This window comes from Vibrio sp. Y42_MX_L11 (assembly GCF_024181785.1).
Classification (GTDB): domain Bacteria; phylum Pseudomonadota; class Gammaproteobacteria; order Enterobacterales; family Vibrionaceae; genus Vibrio; species Vibrio diabolicus.
Genome location: NZ_JAMZAP010000008.1, coordinates 164,856 through 185,459, shown reverse-complemented (window position 1 = coordinate 185,459; position 20,604 = coordinate 164,856). Strand labels below are relative to the sequence as shown.

The following is a 20,604-nucleotide window of genomic DNA, read 5'->3' as shown; positions in this document are numbered from 1 at the left end:
TTACGGATTACGGATTACGGATTACGGATTACGGATTACGGATTACGGATTACGGATTACGGATTACGGATTACGGATTACGGATTACGGATTACGGATTACGGATTACGGATTACGGATTACGGATTATTTTTCAACCACCCAATCACGATGTCAAACACTTCTGTATTCTGTAATCAGTATTCCAAGACCGTACACACCTGAGCCTAAAGCCTAGCCCCTGCTCTTACCCTAAAACCTCACTTTAGACCTTTCTCTTCCCCGTAATTCCGAGGAGCCTTAGCGATATCAGGAATCTACTGACAATAAATGCGTAATCCGAGACATAGATTCAACCATATCAGACTCGATCAGCAGAACCTTAATAACGCTCCTTCGTCGCTGTTCAGGAAGACAACCTTAGGAAATACAGATTACGAGAAAGCTGCCTTTTCAGTATTCTATACAACAAGTACAAGCGAAGAATAACGTACAGATACCTCAACGCGTAAACCTAGAATCCAAGCCCCTCTCCCTTCCCTAGGTTGTTTATTTTCTTAAAATTAACAACCTAATAGATACGAAACTATTTACATGCTGATGATTTTTTAACTAGAATAGATTTTGGGCATGATTTTATGTTCCAAAACATCGATGTTTTATATACCGGATATAACAAGGATAAATAATGAAGAATACAGCTCTGGCTATTCTTATGGCTCTAAGTGCGTCAACAGCATTCGCAGCACCTGAAGCAGGCACAACTGAAGGTGCATCTGCTCTTGCTAGTGGTGAAGTTGCAGTAGGTGTTGGTGCAGCGGCGGCAGCAACTGTTGTAGCAGTTGCAGCGACAGACAGCGACACTACTACGACCACTGTTAATACTAATACTAACTAATTTTAGTTAAGTATTGAGTAGATAATCGCCCTGAATTATTCAGGGCGATTTTATTTTCAAGAGGGAATCATGAATATCTTTCGAGCCAAAAAGTGGAAGCACCTGCTACTAGTCCTACCTGCCGTTAGCCTTATGTTCGGATGTACTCAAAAATTCAATGATGTCACCGCAACCGTCCAAGAAGCCTATGGTAATTACATCGATGTCGAGCTCACACCTGAAGAAATTGAAACCGTACCGTACGCCAGCGCATACCTAAAACTAGGAAGTCAAAAACAAGTATTTGTTGTTTTAGCATTCGCAGACCATAACTCTCTAACTGGTAAAACGCAGTTGAAATGGGTTAGCGCAGACAAAACAATGGTAGTAACAGAAGACGGCCATATCGTTAAAACCGTTGGCTTACAGAAGAATAATATTGCCGGTGTCTATGGCCAAGTGCCTCGATATACTGCATCAAATACTGAGTATGTCCTTTCATACGACTGGGCTGAGCAATACCGCTATGGCTTTCCTGCTCGCATCACACGCACTTATCAAGGTAAAGAATTGGTCACAACTCCACTGTCTTCAACGTCAGCCCATGTATATAGAGAATCTGTTGAGTTTCCTAGTCTTTCTGAAACCGTTGAAAATCTTTATTGGGTAGATGGTGACGGACAAGTCGTGAAGACCCGTCAACATTTAGGTCCAAATATGGCACCTATTGAGTTAACGATATTAAAAGGATACAGCAAATCATGAATAAACGACTGTTATCTTTATTAAGCTTCGCTCTGTTGGCAAGCACAAGTGTTAATCCTGCTTCCGCTCAATCAACCCCAGATCAAACTACATATTTAAACGTTGAATTGATTGGTGTAGGCAAACAGTTACGATTCGAACAACCAGCACGTCTCGCGGATGTACTAAAGCATGCACAGCAGCAAGACCTGGTGTTACAATATCCTCTTGGTACAACGTTATTCGATGGCTCAAAACAAGCGTTGCGTGAATCGACCGCACTTAAAAACTCGGTTTTGAATCAAATGATTCAGCATAACCTGGTCGCACACCCATTCTATAAATACATACAAAAGCATCAATTTGCTCCGCGTGCATTTTCTGCTGTTGATCTAGATAACATTCGCTCAGATAAGTTTAAAAACCCTTTGATCGACGGTGAATTCTCTCTTGTATCCATGCCACGAGAAGAAAAAGTAATTTATCTTGGTAACTTAGATAAAGTTTTCTCGGTTAAAAAACAAGCAGGCATCTCTTTAAAGCAACAGATTACCAACCTAAAAAACGAGATTGGTGAACTGGCATACCCACCAATTTTGATTTATCCAGATGGTAACATCGTTCAGCCACACCACGGTTCCTGGCTAACGACACAATATTACTTGCCACCATTGACTATGGTTTATATCCCCTTTGAGGAATTTGAACATTCCGAAATGGATCAGGATATTGTTAAGTTGCTTACCCAACTAAAGCCAACCTCAATCAAGAGCCCGCTATGACGCTAATTAGAAATACTTTAACCCTTTCGTTAATGGGTCCGGCATTAGCTTGGGCTCAAGATATGCCATTTGAAGCACCACCGTTACAACCATCACAGATGGATTTTGGCGGTGTAGGCCTGATGCAAATGCCGACTGGTCGTATGGCGCCAGAAGGTGAATTTAATTTTTCCGCCACCTTCAGTAATGAGTATCAGTTTTACAATGTCACTCTACAAGTAATGCCATGGCTGGAAACAACCCTACGTTACACCTTAGTCAATGACTTATTCTACAGTAGTGACCCTGATTTTTCTGGTGATACAAAGTACACCGATAAAGGTGTCGACTTTAAAGTCCGCCTCTTAGAGGAATCTCAGTATTTACCAGAGCTTTCTATCGGTGTGCGTGATTTTGCTGGCACTGGACTATTTGATGCTGAGTTTCTTGCTGCAACCAAACGTTACTCTAGCCCTAACTTAGGTACGTTCGACTTTACTTTAGGTATGGGCTGGGGTTACTTAGGCACGCGCGACAATATCAACAATGCTGCCTGTAAAGTATCAGATCGCTACTGTGATCGACCATCCGATTATAAAGGTAATGGTGGCAGCGTAGATTTTGAGCGTTGGTTTAAAGGTCCTGCGGCTATCTTTGGTGGAGTAGAATACCAAACCTTGTACGCTCCACTACGCTTTAAGCTGGAATATGACAGCAACGACTACAGTGAAGACTTTCCTTTTGTTCGCGGTGGCGTAGACATGACTCCGCACACTCCATGGAACGTCGGTATGTTATACCGCTTGGGTCATATGGCCGATCTACGCTTAAGTTATGAGCGTGGCGATACACTAGTAGCAGGCTTTAACCTATACACTAATTTCAATAACATGCCTTCATTCTGGCGTGATACACCAACACCAAAAGTGGAAGATAACCAACCAGCTGAACTTTCTCAGGTGGATTGGGAACGTGTTACTGAAGACTTAGATAAAATCGCGGGTTATCAAAATACCAACATCTATGCGAAGGATGATACGATATCGATTGTCGGTGAACAGAAAAAGTACCGCGACCGCAACGAAGCGCATGAAAAAGCGGCTGCCGTATTAGCCAACCAAATGCCAGAGAGTGTTGATACATTTACCATTAATGAGCGAAATGGTGGGTTAATAACAAACCAAACAGTGGTCTCTAAAGATAAATATCGAGATTACGCTCAAGTAAACTATGTCGATGCAAAAATCGAAGATGCGGTTTCAACATCAAACCAAAAACCACAAGGTGAAGCGACTTATAATGGTTTTGAACGCTTCGATTGGGGGGTTGCACCTAATGTTACTCAAACACTGGGAAGCGCAGAAGACTTTTATCTATTCAGCGTCGGTTTGACTGGCAGCGCCTCTTATTGGTTAACCGATAACCTAGAATTAGGCGGTTCGCTATACTGGGACTGGTATAACAACTACGACAAATTTAACTATATAACGCCAGAAGATGGCACAACCATTCCTCGTGTACGCACCATGGTTCGTGCCTACAAAAACGAACATGACATCACGATGTCCAACCTGCAGCTCACTTGGTTCCAGGAATACTCAGATACACTAGACCAGCAGTTCTACGCCGGTTACCTGGAGAGTATGTTTGCTGGTGTTGGTACAGAGTTACTATATCGCCCTCAAGGTTCAAATTGGGCCATCGGTGCTGACGTTAACTTAATATCTCAACGAGACCCACAAAGTTACTTTGGCGTTTACACTGATAAATGGCAGAACGTTCCAAAATATGGTGATCCATTCCAAGTCATTGATAAAGGCTTTACTGGCTTTGTATCAGGCTACTACTTTCCGCAGTGGGAGTTCATGTCTGATACAATGTTCCAGTTGGATGTTGGCCAATTCTTAGGTGGAGATAAAGGTGCTCAGCTTAATTTTGCCAAGCAGTTCAAGAGCGGCGTAATAGCTGGCGTCTTTGCGTCTGTGAGTGACTTATCAGCTGATGAATTTGGTGAAGGCAGTTTTACCAAAGGCTTCTATATTTCAATTCCATACGACATCATGACAGTTAAGCCAAGTAACAACCGAGCGAACTTCAGTTGGCAGCCACTAACGCGTGATGGTGGTCAGAAAATGAATCGAAAATATAATTTGATCGAGCTAACAGATGAACGCAACCCTTGGTACCAGCGACCAAACCACTCTGATGAGAAGTAACTAACGTAAGGGTCTAGGCTACTAGGCCCTACTTCCAATAACCTTTCTTTACCTCTTCAATAGCGCTGTATTACGTTTCTTGCTAAAATTCCTGAGAAAATTTTAATCTATGGTGGAAGTTCTATGATCATCGTAACTGGTGGTGCTGGCATGATCGGCAGCAACATTGTTAAAGCTCTCAACGCAGCTGGTATGAATGATATTCTGGTTGTCGACAACCTAAAAAATGGTAAAAAGTTTAAGAACTTAGTTGATCTGGACATCACAGATTACATGGATCGTGATGACTTCCTTACCCAAATCATGGCGGGTGATGATTTTGGTCCAATCGAAGCTATTTTCCATGAAGGTGCATGCTCTGCAACCACAGAGTGGGATGGTAAGTACATGATGCTAAACAACTATGAGTACTCAAAAGAGTTGCTTCATTACTGTCTAGATCGTGAAATTCCATTCCTATACGCATCATCAGCTGCGACATACGGTGAAACAGAAACGTTTGTTGAAGAGCGTGAATACGAAGGCGCACTCAATGTATACGGCTACTCGAAACAGCAATTTGATAACTACGTTCGTCGCCTATGGAAAGACGCAGAGGAGCATGGCGAGCAACTCTCTCAAATCACTGGTTTCCGTTACTTCAATGTATATGGCCCACGCGAAGATCACAAAGGCAGCATGGCGTCAGTAGCCTTCCACCTAAATAACCAGATCAATGCTGGTGAAAACCCTAAATTGTTTGCTGGTAGTGAATCCTTCAAGCGTGACTTTATCTACGTTGGTGACGTGAGCAAAGTAAACCTTTGGTTCCTAGAAAAGGGTGTTTCTGGCATCTTCAACTGCGGTACTGGTCGTGCTGAATCTTTTGAAGAAGTGGCAAAAGCAGTGATCAAACATCACAACAAAGGGGAAATCCAAACCATTCCATTCCCTGAACACCTAAAGGGCGCTTACCAAGAATTCACTCAAGCTGACCTTACTAAGCTTCGTGCTGCTGGCTGCGATGTAGAATTCAAGACGGTAGCTGAGGGTGTTGCTGAATACCTTGCGCTTCAGAATCATTAATACTTGTCAAAGGTGGTAGTGAAGCCTCTACCACCTTTACTCTGATACATTTACGAGTATCATTTCTAAACGTCTCCAGTTCTCTCTTCCGAAAATAGGTGCTTAAAACTTCATGACTGTTCAACGTGATGATTTCGATCCAAAAGCTTATAACCCTGAATTTGAGCGTCACTTTCTTGCGCCTAAATACTGGGGAACTTGGCTCGGCGCCCTACTATCGATGCCGTTGGCGCTTCTTCCATTAGGGGTGCAAAAATGGCTAGCCAAAGCAATTGCAAAAAAATTGGCTAAATCACGCAAAGGTCCAGCCCACAGAGCTCGGGTTAACTTTGAGCTATGTTTCCCAGACAAAACCTTTGAAGAGCGTGAAGCACTCATCGAAAAGACGCTTTACACAGCCGCTTTATTCTTTTTCCGCTTTAGCCTACTTACCTTACGTTCTCCAAAGTGGTTACAGCAACGCTGCCAAATTCGCGGCTTAGATATTTTGCAGAAGCATATCGAAAATGATGAAAAAGTCATTTTGATGGTACCGCACTCATGGGCGATCGACATTCCAGCTATTTTGTTAGCCTCTATGGGAATGCCGGTTTCTGCAATGGCTAAAAAGCAGAAAAATGAAGTCGGCGATTGGTTGATGCACAAACAACGAGTTCAGTATGGCGGTCGAGTTTATGAACGCTCTGGTGGTATAAAGCCTTTCCTAAAGTCTATTCGAGATGGCTATATTGGTTACTACTTACCAGACCAAGACCACGGTCCAGAGCATAGTGTGTTCGTGGACTTTTTCGCCACCCGAAAAGCAACCCTTCCTGGTCTTGGAAAAATTGCAAAGCTATCACGCTCCAAAGTGCTCCCTATGTTTGCTTCTATGAATACAGAAGACGGGTCGTTCGATATCGAAATTTTACCAGCCTTTGAGCTAGACAAAGGCGAAGAGCAAGACGCACGTACTTCGAATAAAGCGATCGAGTACTTTGTTTCCACTAAGCCTGAGCAATATATGTGGGTGTTACAGCTCTTACACTCTCAAGAAGATGGCAATAACTATTACAATATCTTCAAGCCGAGATATGACACTGACTGGCAAGTAGAAAAATGAAAAAGATCTTAATTATCGGCCCATCTTGGGTTGGCGATATGGTGATGTCACAATCACTGTACATCGTTTTGAAGCAGCAATACCCAGAGAGCCAAATTGATGTGATTGCTCCTGGCTGGTGTAAACCGATCCTCGAACGTATGCCTGAGATCCATCAAGCGATTGAGATGCCTCTTGGTCATGGTGAGTTTAATCTACTTGGCCGCAGAGAGATTGGTAAGTCACTGCGTGAAAAGCAATACGATCATGCTTACGTACTGCCAAACTCAGCGAAGTCTGCTTTGATACCTTGGTTTGCAAACATCCCACAGCGCACAGGCTGGAAAGGAGAAATGCGTTATGGGCTACTCAATGATCTTCGCCCTAACAAAAAGTCTTTTCAATACATGGTAGAGCGTTATGTCGCTTTAGCCTACCCTAAGGTTGAAATGTTGGATTCGTCCTCCTTGGGAGGCTTAGAAACACTTCCTAGACCTAGCTTGTCTATCGATAAAAAGACTCAGCAAGGGACGCTTAACAAATTTTCTCTCGACCAAACGCTCCCAGTCATAGGCCTGTGTCCAGGTGCCGAATTTGGGCCTGCTAAAAAGTGGCCAGAAGCACATTACGCACAAGTCGCTACTCAAATGGCGACGATCGGCCATCAAGTATGGCTGTTTGGTTCTCAGAAGGACCTTGATACCTGTAATAACATTAAGCAGCTCGCACCGGCTGAGCTTCAACAGAGAATTCACGTTCTCGCTGGGCAAACCAGTTTGATTGAAGCGGTGGATCTGCTGGCAGCCTGCCAAACTGTCGTAGCCAATGACTCTGGTCTTATGCACGTAGCGGCCGCCGTTGGTTGTAATGTCGTTGCAGTCTATGGTTCAACATCTCCAAAGTACACGCCACCGCTTGCAGAAAAGGTGGAGATTGTTCACACCGACATTGACTGCCGTCCATGCTTTAAACGTGAATGTCAATTTAAGCACCTCAAGTGTTTAACTGAACTATCCCCAAAGCAAGTACTAGACAGCATTCAAAAACTCGAAGCAATCACTGTAAGCTCATGCTAATTCGTATTCTTTATACTTTATTACTCGCTCTTGCATCCCCTTTCCTATTGTTTGGTTTGTATAAAAGCAAACCAAACAAGCCCAAGTTTGGTCAACGATGGAGAGAGCATTTTGGTATTACACCAAAGCTAGAGGCAACTGAGCGCCCGATTTGGATTCATGCGGTTTCAGTAGGCGAAAGCATCGCCGCTATCCCCCTAATTAAAGAGTTGAAAAAGCAAAACCCAACCCAACCTATTTTGGTCACCACCACAACCAGCACTGGTGCGGAGCAAATTGCTAAATTAGGCGACTTAGTTGAACACCGCTATATGCCTATCGACTTTAGCTTTGCGGTGAAAGGCTTTCTTAAAGCAATACGACCAAAGCAAATGTTGATCATAGAAACTGAGCTTTGGCCAAATGCTCTTCATACTGTCCATGACTCAGAAATACCGATTACTGTTGTTAACGCTCGCCTTTCTGAAAAGTCCTGTAAGAACTACGCAAAAGTACAGCCTCTTTTTAACCTATTAGTTCCTTGCTTGGATAAAGTACTTTGTCAGACAGAGTCTGATGCAGAACGTTTCGAACGTTTAGGTATCGAGAAAAACAAACTTTTTGTTACTGGCTCGATAAAGTTTGATATTCAGATATCCGAGGAAGTAAAACAGAAAGGAAAAGCGCTACGGACTGAGCTTGGGATAAAGCGACCAATTTGGATAGCTGCCAGTACTCATAAAGGTGAAGATGAGCAAATGCTAGAAGCTCACAAGAAAATCTTAGAATCTCACCCGAACGCACTTTTAATCCTTGTTCCTCGCCATCCGGAGCGATTCGATAATGTATTTGAGCGGTGCCAAAAGCTAGGTTTTGAAGCCGCTCGACGCACAAGCCGAACAGAAGTAACGGAGTCGACCCAAGTGTACCTTGGAGACACCATGGGTGAGATGCTGGTCTTGATGGGCGCTGCGGATATCTGTTTTATGGGTGGTAGCTTAGTTGGTGATAAAGTTGGTGGGCACAATGTTTTGGAACCCATCGCTCTAGGGCTACCTGTCATAAATGGCCCAAGCTACTTTAACTTTAAAGACATTGTAGAAGAATTTCGCTCTCTTAATAAAATCCATGTTATTGAAAACAGTTCTTTACTGGCAGAGCAGGTAACTGATTTACTGCGTCATTCTCAAGTCGAGAGTAACGTTACATTCGATAACAATGCACTTCACCTTACTATGACTCACATAGGTAATTTCTAGAAATGAATGAACAAGGCACCCTATTAGTTGTTTTATATAACAAGCCAGTTGCGGACTCGATAACACTTAATTCCTTGATGAATCACCCTAATGACTTAGGTCATCTCGATTTATTGATTTGGAATAATGGCCCTCAACTAGTGGATAGCGAACTTGCTGATAAATATCATAAAAAGTTTGGCAGCATCACCGTGCACCAAGACATTAGTAATGCTGCGTTGTCTAAAGTTTATAACTATGCTTTAGAGCATAACAACAATGGTTATTGTGTCATTCTTGATGATGACTCTACCGTCTCTGACAACTACATATCTGCTATTAGTGAAATTACGAGCAACTCGTGCCTTGTACCTATTTTGACAAATAATGGCGAAGTACAAAGCCCTTTAATCAACAAGAAAAAGGTAGAATCACCAGACCACGTTGAGCCATGTAAAAAAATAAGGGCAGTCGGTAGTGGTATTGTCTTAGGAAGAGAGTTTCAGAATACGCTCAAGAAAGCTTATGGTAGTGTTTTTGATGAGAGATTTTTACTTTATGGTGTAGACGCAACCTTTTTCACTCGAGTTGAAACCGCAGGTCTATTGGACAACATTAAGGTAATACCCGGCTTTGAGCATTCCTACTCTAGACTTGAATCTGGCAAAGATTCGCTGTCTGAATTCAGAAAAAAAGAACGAGCATACGATAAAGGATTACGAATCCGTTACTATAAGTCTAAAAGTAGTCTTTTCGTATACGTGCTAAAGCTACTAAAGAATATATTGTTAAAATCAGACAATCAAAAAGAGAAGTACATATTAGATGCTATTATAACTGGCAAGCACTATAGGGATAAGTAGCCTCTTTTTTATAAATTCAATACTCTCCCTGTGAGCTTAGTTCGACATGGGAGAGTACCAACGAAAGCCTTAAGTAGGTACTTTTAATTATGCCTTTTATTCAAAGTTAATATTTTCGAGCATTGCTTTTAATTGTACTTCCTTATCAAGGATCTTTTTTGCTCTTCTTGCCTTCTTAATACAAGGTGTTCCAGCGTAAATACTCCAACTTTCTAATCGTTCGGAAACCAAAGAGTTTGCTCCAACAGCAGTGCCTTCTTGTAACGTTGAACCAGGGAGAAGCACAGAGTGCGCTCCGACAATTGCATGTTTCCCCAGATATACAGGTAGCGATTTTACCTTTGTAAATTGCTCCGGAACCGTAGGGTTAGTCATTCCGTAGCCTAAATAATCATCTGATGAAGAGAAAATTGATACTCTTGAAGATAAACCCGAAAAGTCAGATAACGTAATGTTTTCAGCACCAATCAGACATGAGTATGCAGCTAGATGTACAAAGTTTCCAATGTTTATTCCACCGTTCCCAGCAGACAATATACAAAAGTCATCAATTCTGACGTTACTACCGATCGATATACTTCCCGGATTATAAATGCTCGCTTTATCTGAGATCCTAACATTCTCACCAACACTTGAAAAACCGAGGCTCTTAATTTCATTAACGGTTAGATATGACATGACTCGCTACCTAATTACCAGAATAAAAATAGTTTTCTGTTTCTTGCACAAACTGACAAACTAGCTTAGTTGATTCATCGTTCAATGACTCAATTCTCTCCTTCAACATAGGGACCGTCTCGCGTGCCCACTCCAGCTCAGACTCATCGGTACCATAAGCAATACCATACCTCGAGACCTCATCTGGAAACCAAGCCTCTTTAGATACGCCGTCTTCGGGAACCACAATAGATTCAGCGCCACTCAACACAGCAAAGTGTGAGTATGCTGTATAATCGTCATAGCAAATAAAACGCTTAGAGCGCTTTAATAGTTTTGCTGTCTCTATATGACTAAGACCATCAACACAAACAAAACTAGGATCATGGATAAAAGGCTTTGATTTGCCCTTCCTTACCATATAAGTAGAGATATCTCTATCTACTTCTTTATCTATCTCGTAAATGTCAGTAGGGAAGTACATAACTTTCAGAATCGTTTCAGATAACTTTGACTCAGGGTAAGTAAAATCACTAATAGCTGAGTGATAGCGAAAACAAAGCTCCCCCTTCGTATAAAAGATATCTTTAATAATGTGTCCGGGGTGATGTAAATACCATCGAACAATATTTTTGGCGTTCAATGGATTGCCAAAGGCAATTTCTGAATATACAACGACACTAGATTTATTCTTAATTAAATTTTTATCTCTCAGCACTGGCGTATTCCATGCTGGATTAACATGGAACTTCTTCAGTTTAGCTCGAGTTGCTTTAATAAACGAAGATAAGATCTTTCTAGGAGAATCAAGATTTACCTTTTCCATTACTCGCGGATGAAGAAAGGCTTGATGGTCTGTGTGCTCATTTATAAGGTGAACTAAGCGATGTAGTACAACACATCCTCCTGAGTTCTCATTATAACTTGGAGCATAAATAATAAAGTTAACTTTCATACTTAGTCATCCAAATTAATAATACTTACAATTTCTGCTAGTTTTTCATCTTCTAAATCATGATAAATAGGTAAGCAAAGGATACGTTTACTTATGTCTCTACTCACATCACACTGGATGTTTAAACTATTCAAAGCTTCAACCATATCTAAACTGGGGTAGAAATATCTTCTCGTTAATATCCCAAGATTATCTAATCGACTCTTCACTTCTAATAACAGTTTTTCGTTATCAAATAGAACTGGCATATAAGCACCTAGATTTAAGGATTGCTCGTGCCATGTCTGGAATTTGATACTCGGCAAATTTAACTTTTCTTTATATAAAGAGATAATTGCTTTTCTTCTATCAATGATATTGTGTACATCATCAAGAACACATAAACCCATTGCAGCTTCAAACTCATTCATTTTAGCATTCGTCCCTAGCCCTTCAATTGTATCTGGACCAGTGATACCAAAGTTAATTAAGTTCCTAACCTTTTCTGCGACCTCATCATTTTCAGTAATGATCGCTCCCCCTTCAATAGAGTGGAATAGTTTCGTAGCATGAAAACTTAAAGTACTAATATCACCATATTTCAAGACACTTTGTCCTTTATATTGGACTCCAAATGCATGAGCTGCATCATAAATAACCTTGAGGTTATGTTTATCAGCAATACTTTTCACGATATCAATTTCACAAGGATTACCAAAAACATGAACAGGCACGATCGCTGAGGTGCTATCTGTGATTAGGTCTTCTATACGCTCTGGATTTATATTGAACGAGTCATCTTTAATATCAGCATAGATTGGTGTTAAGCCTTCCCACATTATCGTACTCGCCGTTGCTGCAAAACTAAAAGGAGTCGTAATCACCTCTCCTTTTAAATTCAGAGCTTTATACGCGACCTGAAGGGCGAGTGAACCATTAGCGACAACAATGACATTCTTTACACCTAAGAATTTCGCTAAGCGCGCTTCAAGCTCTGATACGAGTGGCCCTCTGTTCGTCAACCACCCAGCCTCATAAATTCTATCTATGTAGCCTTTATACTTGTCTCGGGAAGGTAAGTAAGGCTTTGTTACTGGCACAACATCTTTATTCATAACACAACGTCCAACGGTTGAATCTTACCAAACTGCTGACCATCGCTGTCTTTTGCAGAAAGCGAGGGAATAAGGCCATCTCGCAGCGGCCAATCAATGCCTAACTCAGGATCATTCCAAGCAATAGAAACCTCTGCCTCAGGGTTGTAGTAGTCGGTACATTTATATACAAATTCTGCTTCTGGACTAGTGACATAAAAACCATGCGCAAAACCAGCCGGTACCCAGAGTTGACGTTTATTTTCCGCAGACAGATATTCACCAACCCATTGACCATAAGTCGGAGAGCCTTTGCGGATATCGACAGCAACATCAAAGACTTCTCCAGATATCACGCGTACCAGTTTTCCTTGTGTGTTTGCAGTTTGAAAATGCAGTCCTCGAAGGATACCTTGCTTTGACTTTGAGTGGTTATCTTGAACAAAAGGAGTAGGTTGCCCCGTAACTCGCTCTTCAAATTGCTTCTGGTTCCACGTTTCCATAAAAAAACCACGCTCGTCACCGAACACCTGAGGCTCGATAAGTTTCACATCAGGAATTGCAGTCGAAATTACCTTCATTCTTGGAATGCCTTCATATTTTTTAACGCGTTTTGCCACAAACTAGGGGTAATGGAGAAAACTTTCTCTATCTTTCTACAATCCAACCTTGTGTCTGGTGGCCGTTTCGCTGGTGTTGGGTATTCATGAGTAGGAATCGGATTTACTACCACTTTTTTATCAGAACCAATTTGAGATACGATATTAGAGAAAATTTCTTCTGCAAATTGAAACCAGCTTACATAAGGAGTGCCTGAGTAGTGATAGATACCGGAGAGATCATCATCGGACCTCAACATCTTCTCCATCATAGTAATTAACACACTCGCTATATCCCCTGCATAGGTTGGTGCTCCGACTTGATCGTCCACGACACTGATTTCATCTCGTGTACTGGATAATCTAAGCATAGTCTTTACAAAGTTATTACCAACTTCACCAAATACCCAAGACGTCCGAAGAACAGCATATCGAGAACAAAAAGCGACGACATTTTTCTCACCTTCAAGCTTACTTTTGCCATAAACACTCTGAGGGTTTTCAGCATCGAGCTCCGTATATGGTTTGTCACTTTTACCATCAAACACATAATCCGTTGAAATATGCAGCATAAGCGCACCTACTTTGGACGCAGCTTTAGCAAGGCTTTCAACAGCATCGGCATTAACGGCATAACACTGCTGCAAATCTTGCTCAGCTTTATCTACAGCAGTATAAGCTGCCGCATTAATTATCACATTTGGCTGCACGGACTCAACACAAGAAATAACGCTATTTGAGTTTGTGATATCAAGTTCTTGCCGATCAAACGTAAACAGCTCAACATCCACTCTTTGCGTTAGTTGAGACACCAAACACGTCCCGACCTGCCCACGACTGCCAATAACAAGGACTCTAATCATCTTCGTTAGACTCCGATGCTAAACGTAATAGATACTGACCATATTCATTTTTAGACATCGGTGTTGCAATACGTACAAGGTCTTCACCAGATAACCAACGGTTGCGCCAAGCAATTTCTTCTAAGCAGGCAATTTTTAGCCCCTGAACTTCTTCAATCGTTTGAACAAACGAAGAAGCTTGATGCAAACTCTCGTGGGTACCAGAATCCAACCAAGCAAATCCTCGGCCCAATAACTCAACATTAAGAGATCCATTTTCTAGGTACATCTGATTTATCGCCGTAATTTCTAGCTCACCACGTTCAGAAGGCTCGATTGTTTTTGCCCACTCGACAACACGATTATCGTAAAAATACAATCCTGTAACCGCGAAGTTTGACTTAGGCTCTTGAGGCTTCTCTTCAATAGAAAGCGCTTTCATATTTGCATCAAACTCAACAACCCCAAAACGTTCCGGATCTTTTACTTGATAACCAAAGACAGTCGCTCCAGATGTTTGGTTAGCGGCACTTCGTAATGTCTGAGAGAAAGATTGACCATAGAAGATATTGTCGCCTAACACCAAGCAAACCGAATCATTTCCGATAAACTCTTCGCCAATAATAAATGCTTGTGCTAATCCCTCCGGTTTTTCTTGAACTGCATAGGTCAATGAAATACCAAAATCAGATCCATCACCAAGTAAACGCACAAAGCCCTCTTGATCCTCTGGAGTCGTGATAATTAATATTTCTCTGATACCCGCTAACATCAAAACCGATAATGGGTAATAAACCATTGGCTTGTCATAGACTGGGAGGAGTTGCTTTGAAACACCACGAGTAATTGGATATAGACGCGTTCCAGAACCACCAGCAAGGATAATACCTTTCATTTTCTTACCTTATTCTAAATTATTGACCAAGACGCTCTAAGCTGTAGGAGCCGTCTAAAACACGTTGCCACCATTCTTTATGCGCTAAATACCACTCAACAGTTTTACGCAGACCAGTCTCAAAGGTTTCTTCTGGTGTCCAGCCTAATTCACGTTCAATTTTAGAAGCATCGATAGCGTATCGAACATCATGCCCTGGTCGATCTTTTACATAAGTAATTAAATCTTGGTAATGCGAAATGCCTTCAGGCTTATTTGGTACAAGCTCTTCTAGGATCTCGCAAATTGACTTCACAACATCAATGTTTGCTTTTTCATTGTGACCACCAATATTGTATGTCTCCCCAATAACGCCTTCTGTCACGACTTTGTAGAGCGCTTTGGCGTGGTCTTCTACAAATAACCAATCACGGACCTGCATACCATCGCCATATACTGGCAGTGGTGAACCTTTTAATGCATTTAAGATAATTAAAGGAATCAGTTTTTCAGGAAAGTGGTATGGACCATAGTTATTGGAACAGTTAGTCACAATGGTCGGAAAGCCATACGTTCTTAACCAAGCTCGAACAAGGTGATCACTCGACGCTTTCGATGCTGAATACGGTGAAGATGGTGCGTACGAGGTTTCCTCTGTAAACAAATCATCTGTTCCCTCTAAGTCACCATATACCTCATCTGTTGAGATATGGTGGAAACGAAAGGCCGCTTTGTTAGCGTCATCAAGCTGACTCCAATATCCACGAGCCACTTCTAATAGGGTATAAGTACCAACAATGTTAGTTTCAATAAAAGCAGCAGGGCCATCAATAGAGCGATCGACGTGAGACTCTGCCGCTAAGTGCATAACTGCATCAGGCTGGTGCTCTGAAAACACACGCTCTAGCGCGACACGATCGCAGATATCCACTTGTTCAAAAGCATAGCGCGCGTGGCTGGACACCTCGCTTAAAGATTCAAGATTACCTGCGTAGGTCAGTTTGTCTAAGTTAATCACCGAGTCTTGCGTATGATTAATAATATGGCGAACAACAGCAGAGCCAATAAACCCTGCACCACCTGTCACTAAGATTTTCATTTTAAATTTATATCCACATTTACGGGCTATTTGGCATCGGTACAATTGCACGCGAGCACAGCAGAATATTTTCGGTCGAAGTTAACATCCTCATTAAACTGAGTGACTACGACAAACTTACCTTAGCCCTTTTGTTTCACTTAAGACTGATTGTAACCTAACATCAAGGATTCAAAGTCATCTTCAGACCAATGAATTTTCCGTTTACCAAGCTCTTTTCTAAATGAGCGAAGAAGACGATTCAAGTTTCGTTCTTTCCATTGTTCCCCAGATTGCTGCTTACACTTGTCAAAATCGATAATCCAGACCTTACCTTCACTATCTAGCAGGATATTGTGAATATTCAAGTCGGTATGATTAACACCAACATCGTGCATTTTACGGATTTCTAGGCCGATTTTTTGGTAGTCTTCATTAGATAAGTTTTCCACCTGTAGCTTATCAACGAGATCGCTTGCCTCTGATATTTTTTCACTCAATAAGTCTGCTCGATATAACAAACCTATTTGTTCTACTTTAGCGGCAATAGGGCGAGGAACATTAACGCCAGCGCTACGTAGTTTTTGGAGCAGAGCGAACTCAGCGTAACTGCGAGTTCGCTCCAAGCCTAGGAACAAATATTGGTCCCGGACAATCTTTCCGAACAAACCACCGCGGTGATAATGTCGTAATGCAGCAATCGTACTCTGAAGCTTGATAAACCACGTAGTGCCTCTCCCACTAGCGTTGCCAACGATGGCATTGCAACTGCGCCAGTAGTTAATCTCAAATAAACTCTCTATGGGCTCAGTGACCAAGCATTCGTCGTACCATACATGCGTGTTACTTTCTTGATAGTGCTTCATCATGCCCCTCAGAAAAAGAGAATATAAGACCATGTAAAGGCTGCAAACAACAACGCGACAAAGACAGCGGCAGAACCTATGTCTTTTGCTCGACCACTTAACTCATGTCTTTCCACACCAATCCTATCTACAACCGCCTCAATTGCAGAGTTAATCAGTTCAACAATCAACACCAAAACGACAGTGCCGAGCATCACTATACGTTCTATCTGAGAAACATCTAACCAGCAAAGCAGCAATACAGAGACAATGAGCAGTGCCAATTCTTGTCGAACCGCGGCTTCATGCTTTAAGGCGGCCTTTAAGCCTTGAAGTGAATAGATACTGGCTTTTAAAATCCGTTGAATGCCCGTGTTTCCAGGCTTTCCTGAAACGGCTTCTGTTTTCTGCTTGTCCTTATCCACTTGAATGTCTCGTGATCACATCATAGCGTCATTTTACATTGTTCTATTTGAGGAACAATCTAGTAAGGCTTTTTTACCGTTCTTCAATGACACGGCACCTCTTTGATTGGCTTCTTTCAGAAAATGAAGGCTTCAAGTAACATAACACCCAATACCCAACAAATTGCTGGATTACTTATGAAGATTGCACTGGTCCATTTAAGACACGCATACTCAGGCGGAGTAGAGCTGTACCTCAATCAAATGGCGAGATACATGGCAGAGAAAGGAGAAGATGTCACTATCATCTGCCGCTCTCATGCTGATACTCCTCCACACCCTAACGTTAAGTTTGTGAAACTAAGTGGTTTTAGTATTGGCAAAAGCCACCGTCTTTGGAAATTTGCGAAAGCGGTAGAGAAACACGTTAAAGAGTCTGATTATGACTTGGTGTACGGCCTAGCTCACGCGTGGACACACGATGTGTTGAGAATTGGAGCAGGCACAAGCCTTCATATGGCGCGATCATTAAATAAACCAATGCGAATCAAAGATAAAGTGACACATCTGATTGAGCAAAAAGCAATGACCCCTGGCGCCTACTACCATGTCATTAGTAATTCACGTAAGAGTGCTCAGGAAATCCAAGAAGCTCATCACGTACCTAAAGAAAAAATCACAGTAATCCATAACTTTGTCGATACGAAACGATTTGATGCACAACGAGTCGAAAAAGAGGCTTTAGAGCTTAAGCAACAAATGGAGCTTGATCCTAACAAGCCGATTTTCTTATTTTTAGGTACTGGCTACGAGAGGAAAGGGCTAAAACAAACTCTCACTGCATTTACCAAACTGAACATTGATGCTCAATTGGTGATTGTTGGTCGAGAGACTCACGAGGGCGAGTACATTAGATTTGCGGAAAACCTTGGGATACAAGACAAATGTAAGTTTATGGGGGAAGACAAACGACCAGAGCTCTACTTTACGCTGGCTGATTGCTATGTCCTGCCAACTCTCTATGAACCTTTTGGCTTTACGGTAATCGAATCTCTCGCATGTGGCACACCATCTATTACCACTGAAAACTGTGGTGCGAAAGAGGTTCTCAATCCAGAAGTGTCGAGCGTCATTGGATCTGAGGTGAACCCAGATGAACTAGCAAAAGCGATGGCGTTCTGGGCTGATAAAAAACGTACGACCAATGTGAGTGAACAATGCAGAGCATTAGCCTTAACAATGGATGTCGACACTGTACTGGAGAAAAACTACCAACAGCTGTTGGCGGTATACAAAATGAAGCAGCAGTCAGCAAACACCTAATTTGGATTTAGCTGACGCACTTGTAAAATCGTATTACTCTCTTAGCTTATTATTGTTGGCTAAGAGAGATTCTCTAACACTTTATCGAGCTTTTCTTGCACCTGCTCTACGGTAATTGCGGCCATTAAGTTATCCCCTTTAGCACGCGTGCCCCATGCAAGTGAGTCTACGGACTGACCTTTTTGTTCTTCAACATGTTGTTGGTAGACACTCGCGACATTTTCCAAATCGTTATAAGGTCCAGTACGTCTAGGATCACTATGCGCATATAAACCAATCACAGGTGTCATTTGAGTCGTCGCCAAGTGAGCGGGACCGGAGTCAGGGCTAATAACAACAGTGGCTTCACGCAATACAGCGGTCAGTTGCTTTAAACTTGTTTCACCGACGATATTAGTGACGGGCTGCTCGCACAGTGACTCAATTTTATGTGCTAATTGCTTTTCTCTTTCCGCTGGTGAGCCACATAGGATTACATGAAGTCCCAAAGACGATGCGTAATCGGCGATAGCTGCGTATCGCTCCACTAACCAGTTACGAGAGTCCTTGCTTGCCGCAGCAGAAATCACGACACACTTTCGACCTCGGGTAATACCTTTAGCGTAATCGACTGATTCACTGGGTAATGGGATATTCCACGTTGGCTGGCTGAATGGAACACCAATATACTTAGCAAATTCAGCCATGTTATCTAAGACATGCATTGCCGTTGTATTAGGTAAGTGACGATTAGTGAACCACCACTGCCCTTCTCTTGTTCTATTCTTGCTAAAACCCACTTTGTATTTTGCTTGAATGCCCAAAGACAAAACACTCGATCTCAAGGCTGCCTGCATGTGCAGCAAAACATCAAATTTAGTGCCCTTTAGCTGCTTCCACACAGCCTTCATCCCTTTAAGGCCTTGTGACTTATCAAAAACAATCACATTAATGTCGGGCAAATCACCAATCAGTTGCGCCTCTATTTTGCCGGTAACCCAAGTTATCTTGGTTTGCGGCCAATGCTTTTGAATAGCTTGAACCACTGCGATCGCATGGCAAACGTCGCCAATGGCCGACAAACGCAATACACACAAATGAGACGGAGGTGAAGTGAATAAACTCATGATAATTTAGGCTTTTGGTTTAAGAGCATTACTGACATAGCTTGAAGTACTTCTCGAGCGTCTTGATACAAATTAAGCTTTCCAATTGTTCATCCTGAAATTGGGCCACATGTCGATGCGCATTTTCAATCATGGTTTCAGCTTTATCTGGGTTTTCAAGGTAATAATTAATTTTCTCGTCAAAGTCAGACCAATCATCTTTCACTTCAACATAATGAACTCCTGGTTGTAGCGTACCTTCCATAAACCACGTTTCAAAACGCATCTTAGGCGTCACTACGACAGAATTCGAAGACATTGCCCACTTTAAATTGGTTGCAACATCGTTACCTTCAAGACAAATGATAAACTTGTACTTCAATTGTTCTTGAATGGACATAAATTCTTTTTGCCATTCAGGGTGCTCTTGAGAAGGGTTGGATTGACCAGCATCCATCATAGGGTTCTCAAACATTGCTTCCATAAATCGAATACGATGGACCCGTTTCACAAAACCACGGAAAACCGCCATATCTTTCTTATCGTGAAAGCCTAATGCGTCGTTTACAAACTGGAAGTGTCTACGCTTGTTGAGTTTGAACAGAACTGAATTGTCGTTGTTACCCTCAATCGGCCTAGCCTTATAAAGCGTTGGGCAATCTTCTACGGCGACTTCATCCCCAAAGTAATAACAAAACGGATTAGTATCAGGGAAATAACGGAGGAACTCTTTAAGATCATACGTATATGCACTTTGACCTTTATGTGAGAAACAACTCAAACTGGTCGATTTACTGGAATCCAGCTCGCTCGGAGTATTTATTTTACAATAGTAATCCACTCGCTCTTGGACTAACTCCATTTGACCTTGAAACTTCTTTTCTAGTTTGTTTTTGTTGTAAGCAAAATACGCTTGTGGAGCAATGGTCAACAGCAGGTTTTTTATATAGTAAAAAAGTTTCATTAAAACGTTATGCCCTTATCACACCT

General features: G+C 42.0%; 21 protein-coding genes. 10 read left to right on the top strand and 11 right to left on the bottom strand.

The features are described from left to right. Positions 1 to 667: 667 nt before the first annotated feature. From NL643_RS10840 to NL643_RS10800, 9 genes are all read left to right on the top strand, one after another. Positions 668 to 877 carry a hypothetical protein gene (locus tag NL643_RS10840; RefSeq protein WP_253644383.1) on the top strand — a complete coding sequence of 70 codons (210 nt, stop codon included), beginning with the start codon at positions 668 to 670 and terminating at the stop codon, positions 875 to 877. 69 nt (positions 878 to 946) lie between these two features. Further along, the gene (locus NL643_RS10835) at positions 947 to 1,621 is read left to right on the top strand and encodes a YjbF family lipoprotein (RefSeq protein ID WP_253644382.1); all 675 of its coding nucleotides are present in this window, start codon (positions 947 to 949) and stop codon (positions 1,619 to 1,621) included. Then, positions 1,618 to 2,382 carry a capsule biosynthesis GfcC family protein gene (locus NL643_RS10830; protein ID WP_253644381.1) on the top strand — a complete coding sequence of 255 codons (765 nt, stop codon included), beginning with the start codon at positions 1,618 to 1,620 and terminating at the stop codon, positions 2,380 to 2,382. Before NL643_RS10835 ends, NL643_RS10830 begins: the two co-directional genes overlap by 4 nt. After that, positions 2,379 to 4,577, top strand: a complete 2,199-nt coding sequence (locus tag NL643_RS10825) for a YjbH domain-containing protein (RefSeq protein WP_253644380.1) — start codon at positions 2,379 to 2,381, stop codon at positions 4,575 to 4,577. The genes NL643_RS10830 and NL643_RS10825 overlap by 4 nt, the downstream gene beginning before the upstream one ends. Positions 4,578 to 4,700: 123 nt before the next feature. Next, positions 4,701 to 5,642 carry an ADP-glyceromanno-heptose 6-epimerase gene (gene rfaD / locus NL643_RS10820; protein ID WP_253644379.1) on the top strand — a complete coding sequence of 314 codons (942 nt, stop codon included), beginning with the start codon at positions 4,701 to 4,703 and terminating at the stop codon, positions 5,640 to 5,642. 112 nt (positions 5,643 to 5,754) lie between these two features. After that, positions 5,755 to 6,744 (top strand): lauroyl-Kdo(2)-lipid IV(A) myristoyltransferase, encoded by a 990-nt coding sequence (gene lpxM / locus NL643_RS10815; RefSeq protein WP_045368150.1) that lies wholly within the window; start codon positions 5,755 to 5,757, stop codon positions 6,742 to 6,744. After that, a complete protein-coding gene (waaF, locus tag NL643_RS10810; protein ID WP_104975770.1) occupies positions 6,741 to 7,799 on the top strand; it encodes a lipopolysaccharide heptosyltransferase II in 1,059 nt (352 codons plus the stop codon). Before lpxM ends, waaF begins: the two co-directional genes overlap by 4 nt. Continuing rightward, positions 7,793 to 9,037, top strand: coding sequence for a lipid IV(A) 3-deoxy-D-manno-octulosonic acid transferase (gene waaA / locus NL643_RS10805; protein ID WP_213964883.1), 1,245 nt, complete (start codon positions 7,793 to 7,795; stop codon positions 9,035 to 9,037). Before waaF ends, waaA begins: the two co-directional genes overlap by 7 nt. A 2-nt stretch (positions 9,038 to 9,039) precedes the next feature. Continuing rightward, a complete protein-coding gene (locus NL643_RS10800) occupies positions 9,040 to 9,879 on the top strand; it encodes a glycosyltransferase family 2 protein (protein ID WP_104975768.1) in 840 nt (279 codons plus the stop codon). Between the two features lie 96 nt (positions 9,880 to 9,975). On the opposite strand, the gene NL643_RS10795 is transcribed toward NL643_RS10800, so the two are convergent. From NL643_RS10795 to NL643_RS10755, 9 genes are all read right to left on the bottom strand, one after another. After that, positions 9,976 to 10,557 carry an acyltransferase gene (locus tag NL643_RS10795; RefSeq protein WP_104975767.1) on the bottom strand — a complete coding sequence of 194 codons (582 nt, stop codon included), beginning with the start codon at positions 10,555 to 10,557 and terminating at the stop codon, positions 9,976 to 9,978. A gap of 10 nt (positions 10,558 to 10,567) precedes the next feature. Continuing rightward, a complete protein-coding gene (locus NL643_RS10790) occupies positions 10,568 to 11,491 on the bottom strand; it encodes a WavQ (protein WP_104975766.1) in 924 nt (307 codons plus the stop codon). Between the two features lie 2 nt (positions 11,492 to 11,493). Next, positions 11,494 to 12,585 (bottom strand): DegT/DnrJ/EryC1/StrS aminotransferase family protein, encoded by a 1,092-nt coding sequence (locus tag NL643_RS10785; RefSeq protein WP_045402576.1) that lies wholly within the window; start codon positions 12,583 to 12,585, stop codon positions 11,494 to 11,496. Continuing rightward, positions 12,582 to 13,145 (bottom strand): dTDP-4-dehydrorhamnose 3,5-epimerase, encoded by a 564-nt coding sequence (rfbC, locus tag NL643_RS10780; RefSeq protein WP_104975765.1) that lies wholly within the window; start codon positions 13,143 to 13,145, stop codon positions 12,582 to 12,584. The genes NL643_RS10785 and rfbC overlap by 4 nt, the downstream gene beginning before the upstream one ends. Then, positions 13,142 to 14,026, bottom strand: a complete 885-nt coding sequence (rfbD, locus tag NL643_RS10775) for a dTDP-4-dehydrorhamnose reductase (RefSeq protein ID WP_104975764.1) — start codon at positions 14,024 to 14,026, stop codon at positions 13,142 to 13,144. Before rfbD ends, rfbC begins: the two co-directional genes overlap by 4 nt. Further along, on the bottom strand, positions 14,019 to 14,900 hold the full coding sequence (rfbA, locus tag NL643_RS10770; RefSeq protein ID WP_104975763.1) for a glucose-1-phosphate thymidylyltransferase RfbA: 882 nt from the start codon (positions 14,898 to 14,900) through the stop codon (positions 14,019 to 14,021). The genes rfbD and rfbA overlap by 8 nt, the downstream gene beginning before the upstream one ends. A gap of 19 nt (positions 14,901 to 14,919) precedes the next feature. Further along, a complete protein-coding gene (gene rfbB, locus NL643_RS10765) occupies positions 14,920 to 15,978 on the bottom strand; it encodes a dTDP-glucose 4,6-dehydratase (protein ID WP_104975762.1) in 1,059 nt (352 codons plus the stop codon). Between the two features lie 140 nt (positions 15,979 to 16,118). Then, positions 16,119 to 16,826, bottom strand: a complete 708-nt coding sequence (locus NL643_RS10760) for a 3-deoxy-D-manno-octulosonic acid kinase (protein WP_253644378.1) — start codon at positions 16,824 to 16,826, stop codon at positions 16,119 to 16,121. Positions 16,827 to 16,831: 5 nt separating this feature from the next. Next, a complete protein-coding gene (locus NL643_RS10755; protein ID WP_038893825.1) occupies positions 16,832 to 17,227 on the bottom strand; it encodes a diacylglycerol kinase in 396 nt (131 codons plus the stop codon). A gap of 177 nt (positions 17,228 to 17,404) precedes the next feature. Here NL643_RS10755 and NL643_RS10750 point away from each other — a divergent pair, with 177 nt between their 5' ends. Then, entirely contained in the window at positions 17,405 to 18,529 is a 1,125-nt protein-coding gene (locus NL643_RS10750) for a glycosyltransferase family 4 protein (protein ID WP_253644377.1), read from the top strand. Between the two features lie 59 nt (positions 18,530 to 18,588). Here NL643_RS10750 and NL643_RS10745 read toward each other — a convergent pair whose 3' ends face one another. Beyond that, entirely contained in the window at positions 18,589 to 19,635 is a 1,047-nt protein-coding gene (locus NL643_RS10745; RefSeq protein WP_050910391.1) for a glycosyltransferase family 9 protein, read from the bottom strand. 28 nt (positions 19,636 to 19,663) lie between these two features. Next, positions 19,664 to 20,578, bottom strand: coding sequence for a glycosyl transferase family 90 (locus NL643_RS10740; protein ID WP_213964884.1), 915 nt, complete (start codon positions 20,576 to 20,578; stop codon positions 19,664 to 19,666). Between the last annotated feature and the right edge of the window lie 26 nt (positions 20,579 to 20,604).

Bases quoted from the DNA above. Each gene is read 5' to 3' on its own strand.
- NL643_RS10840 (WP_253644383.1), top strand. From the start codon at position 668: ATGAAGAATACAGCTCTGGCTATTCTTATGGCTCTAAGTGCGTCAACA.
- NL643_RS10835 (WP_253644382.1), top strand. From the start codon at position 947: ATGAATATCTTTCGAGCCAAAAAGTGGAAGCACCTGCTACTAGTCCTA.
- NL643_RS10830 (WP_253644381.1), top strand. From the start codon at position 1,618: ATGAATAAACGACTGTTATCTTTATTAAGCTTCGCTCTGTTGGCAAGC.
- NL643_RS10825 (WP_253644380.1), top strand. From the start codon at position 2,379: ATGACGCTAATTAGAAATACTTTAACCCTTTCGTTAATGGGTCCGGCA.
- rfaD (WP_253644379.1), top strand. From the start codon at position 4,701: ATGATCATCGTAACTGGTGGTGCTGGCATGATCGGCAGCAACATTGTT.
- lpxM (WP_045368150.1), top strand. From the start codon at position 5,755: ATGACTGTTCAACGTGATGATTTCGATCCAAAAGCTTATAACCCTGAA.
- waaF (WP_104975770.1), top strand. From the start codon at position 6,741: ATGAAAAAGATCTTAATTATCGGCCCATCTTGGGTTGGCGATATGGTG.
- waaA (WP_213964883.1), top strand. From the start codon at position 7,793: ATGCTAATTCGTATTCTTTATACTTTATTACTCGCTCTTGCATCCCCT.
- NL643_RS10800 (WP_104975768.1), top strand. From the start codon at position 9,040: ATGAATGAACAAGGCACCCTATTAGTTGTTTTATATAACAAGCCAGTT.
- NL643_RS10795 (WP_104975767.1), bottom strand. From the start codon at position 10,557: ATGTCATATCTAACCGTTAATGAAATTAAGAGCCTCGGTTTTTCAAGT.
- NL643_RS10790 (WP_104975766.1), bottom strand. From the start codon at position 11,491: ATGAAAGTTAACTTTATTATTTATGCTCCAAGTTATAATGAGAACTCA.
- NL643_RS10785 (WP_045402576.1), bottom strand. From the start codon at position 12,585: ATGAATAAAGATGTTGTGCCAGTAACAAAGCCTTACTTACCTTCCCGA.
- rfbC (WP_104975765.1), bottom strand. From the start codon at position 13,145: ATGAAGGTAATTTCGACTGCAATTCCTGATGTGAAACTTATCGAGCCT.
- rfbD (WP_104975764.1), bottom strand. From the start codon at position 14,026: ATGATTAGAGTCCTTGTTATTGGCAGTCGTGGGCAGGTCGGGACGTGT.
- rfbA (WP_104975763.1), bottom strand. From the start codon at position 14,900: ATGAAAGGTATTATCCTTGCTGGTGGTTCTGGAACGCGTCTATATCCA.
- rfbB (WP_104975762.1), bottom strand. From the start codon at position 15,978: ATGAAAATCTTAGTGACAGGTGGTGCAGGGTTTATTGGCTCTGCTGTT.
- NL643_RS10760 (WP_253644378.1), bottom strand. From the start codon at position 16,826: ATGATGAAGCACTATCAAGAAAGTAACACGCATGTATGGTACGACGAA.
- NL643_RS10750 (WP_253644377.1), top strand. From the start codon at position 17,405: ATGAAGATTGCACTGGTCCATTTAAGACACGCATACTCAGGCGGAGTA.
- NL643_RS10745 (WP_050910391.1), bottom strand. From the start codon at position 19,635: ATGAGTTTATTCACTTCACCTCCGTCTCATTTGTGTGTATTGCGTTTG.
- NL643_RS10740 (WP_213964884.1), bottom strand. From the start codon at position 20,578: ATGAAACTTTTTTACTATATAAAAAACCTGCTGTTGACCATTGCTCCA.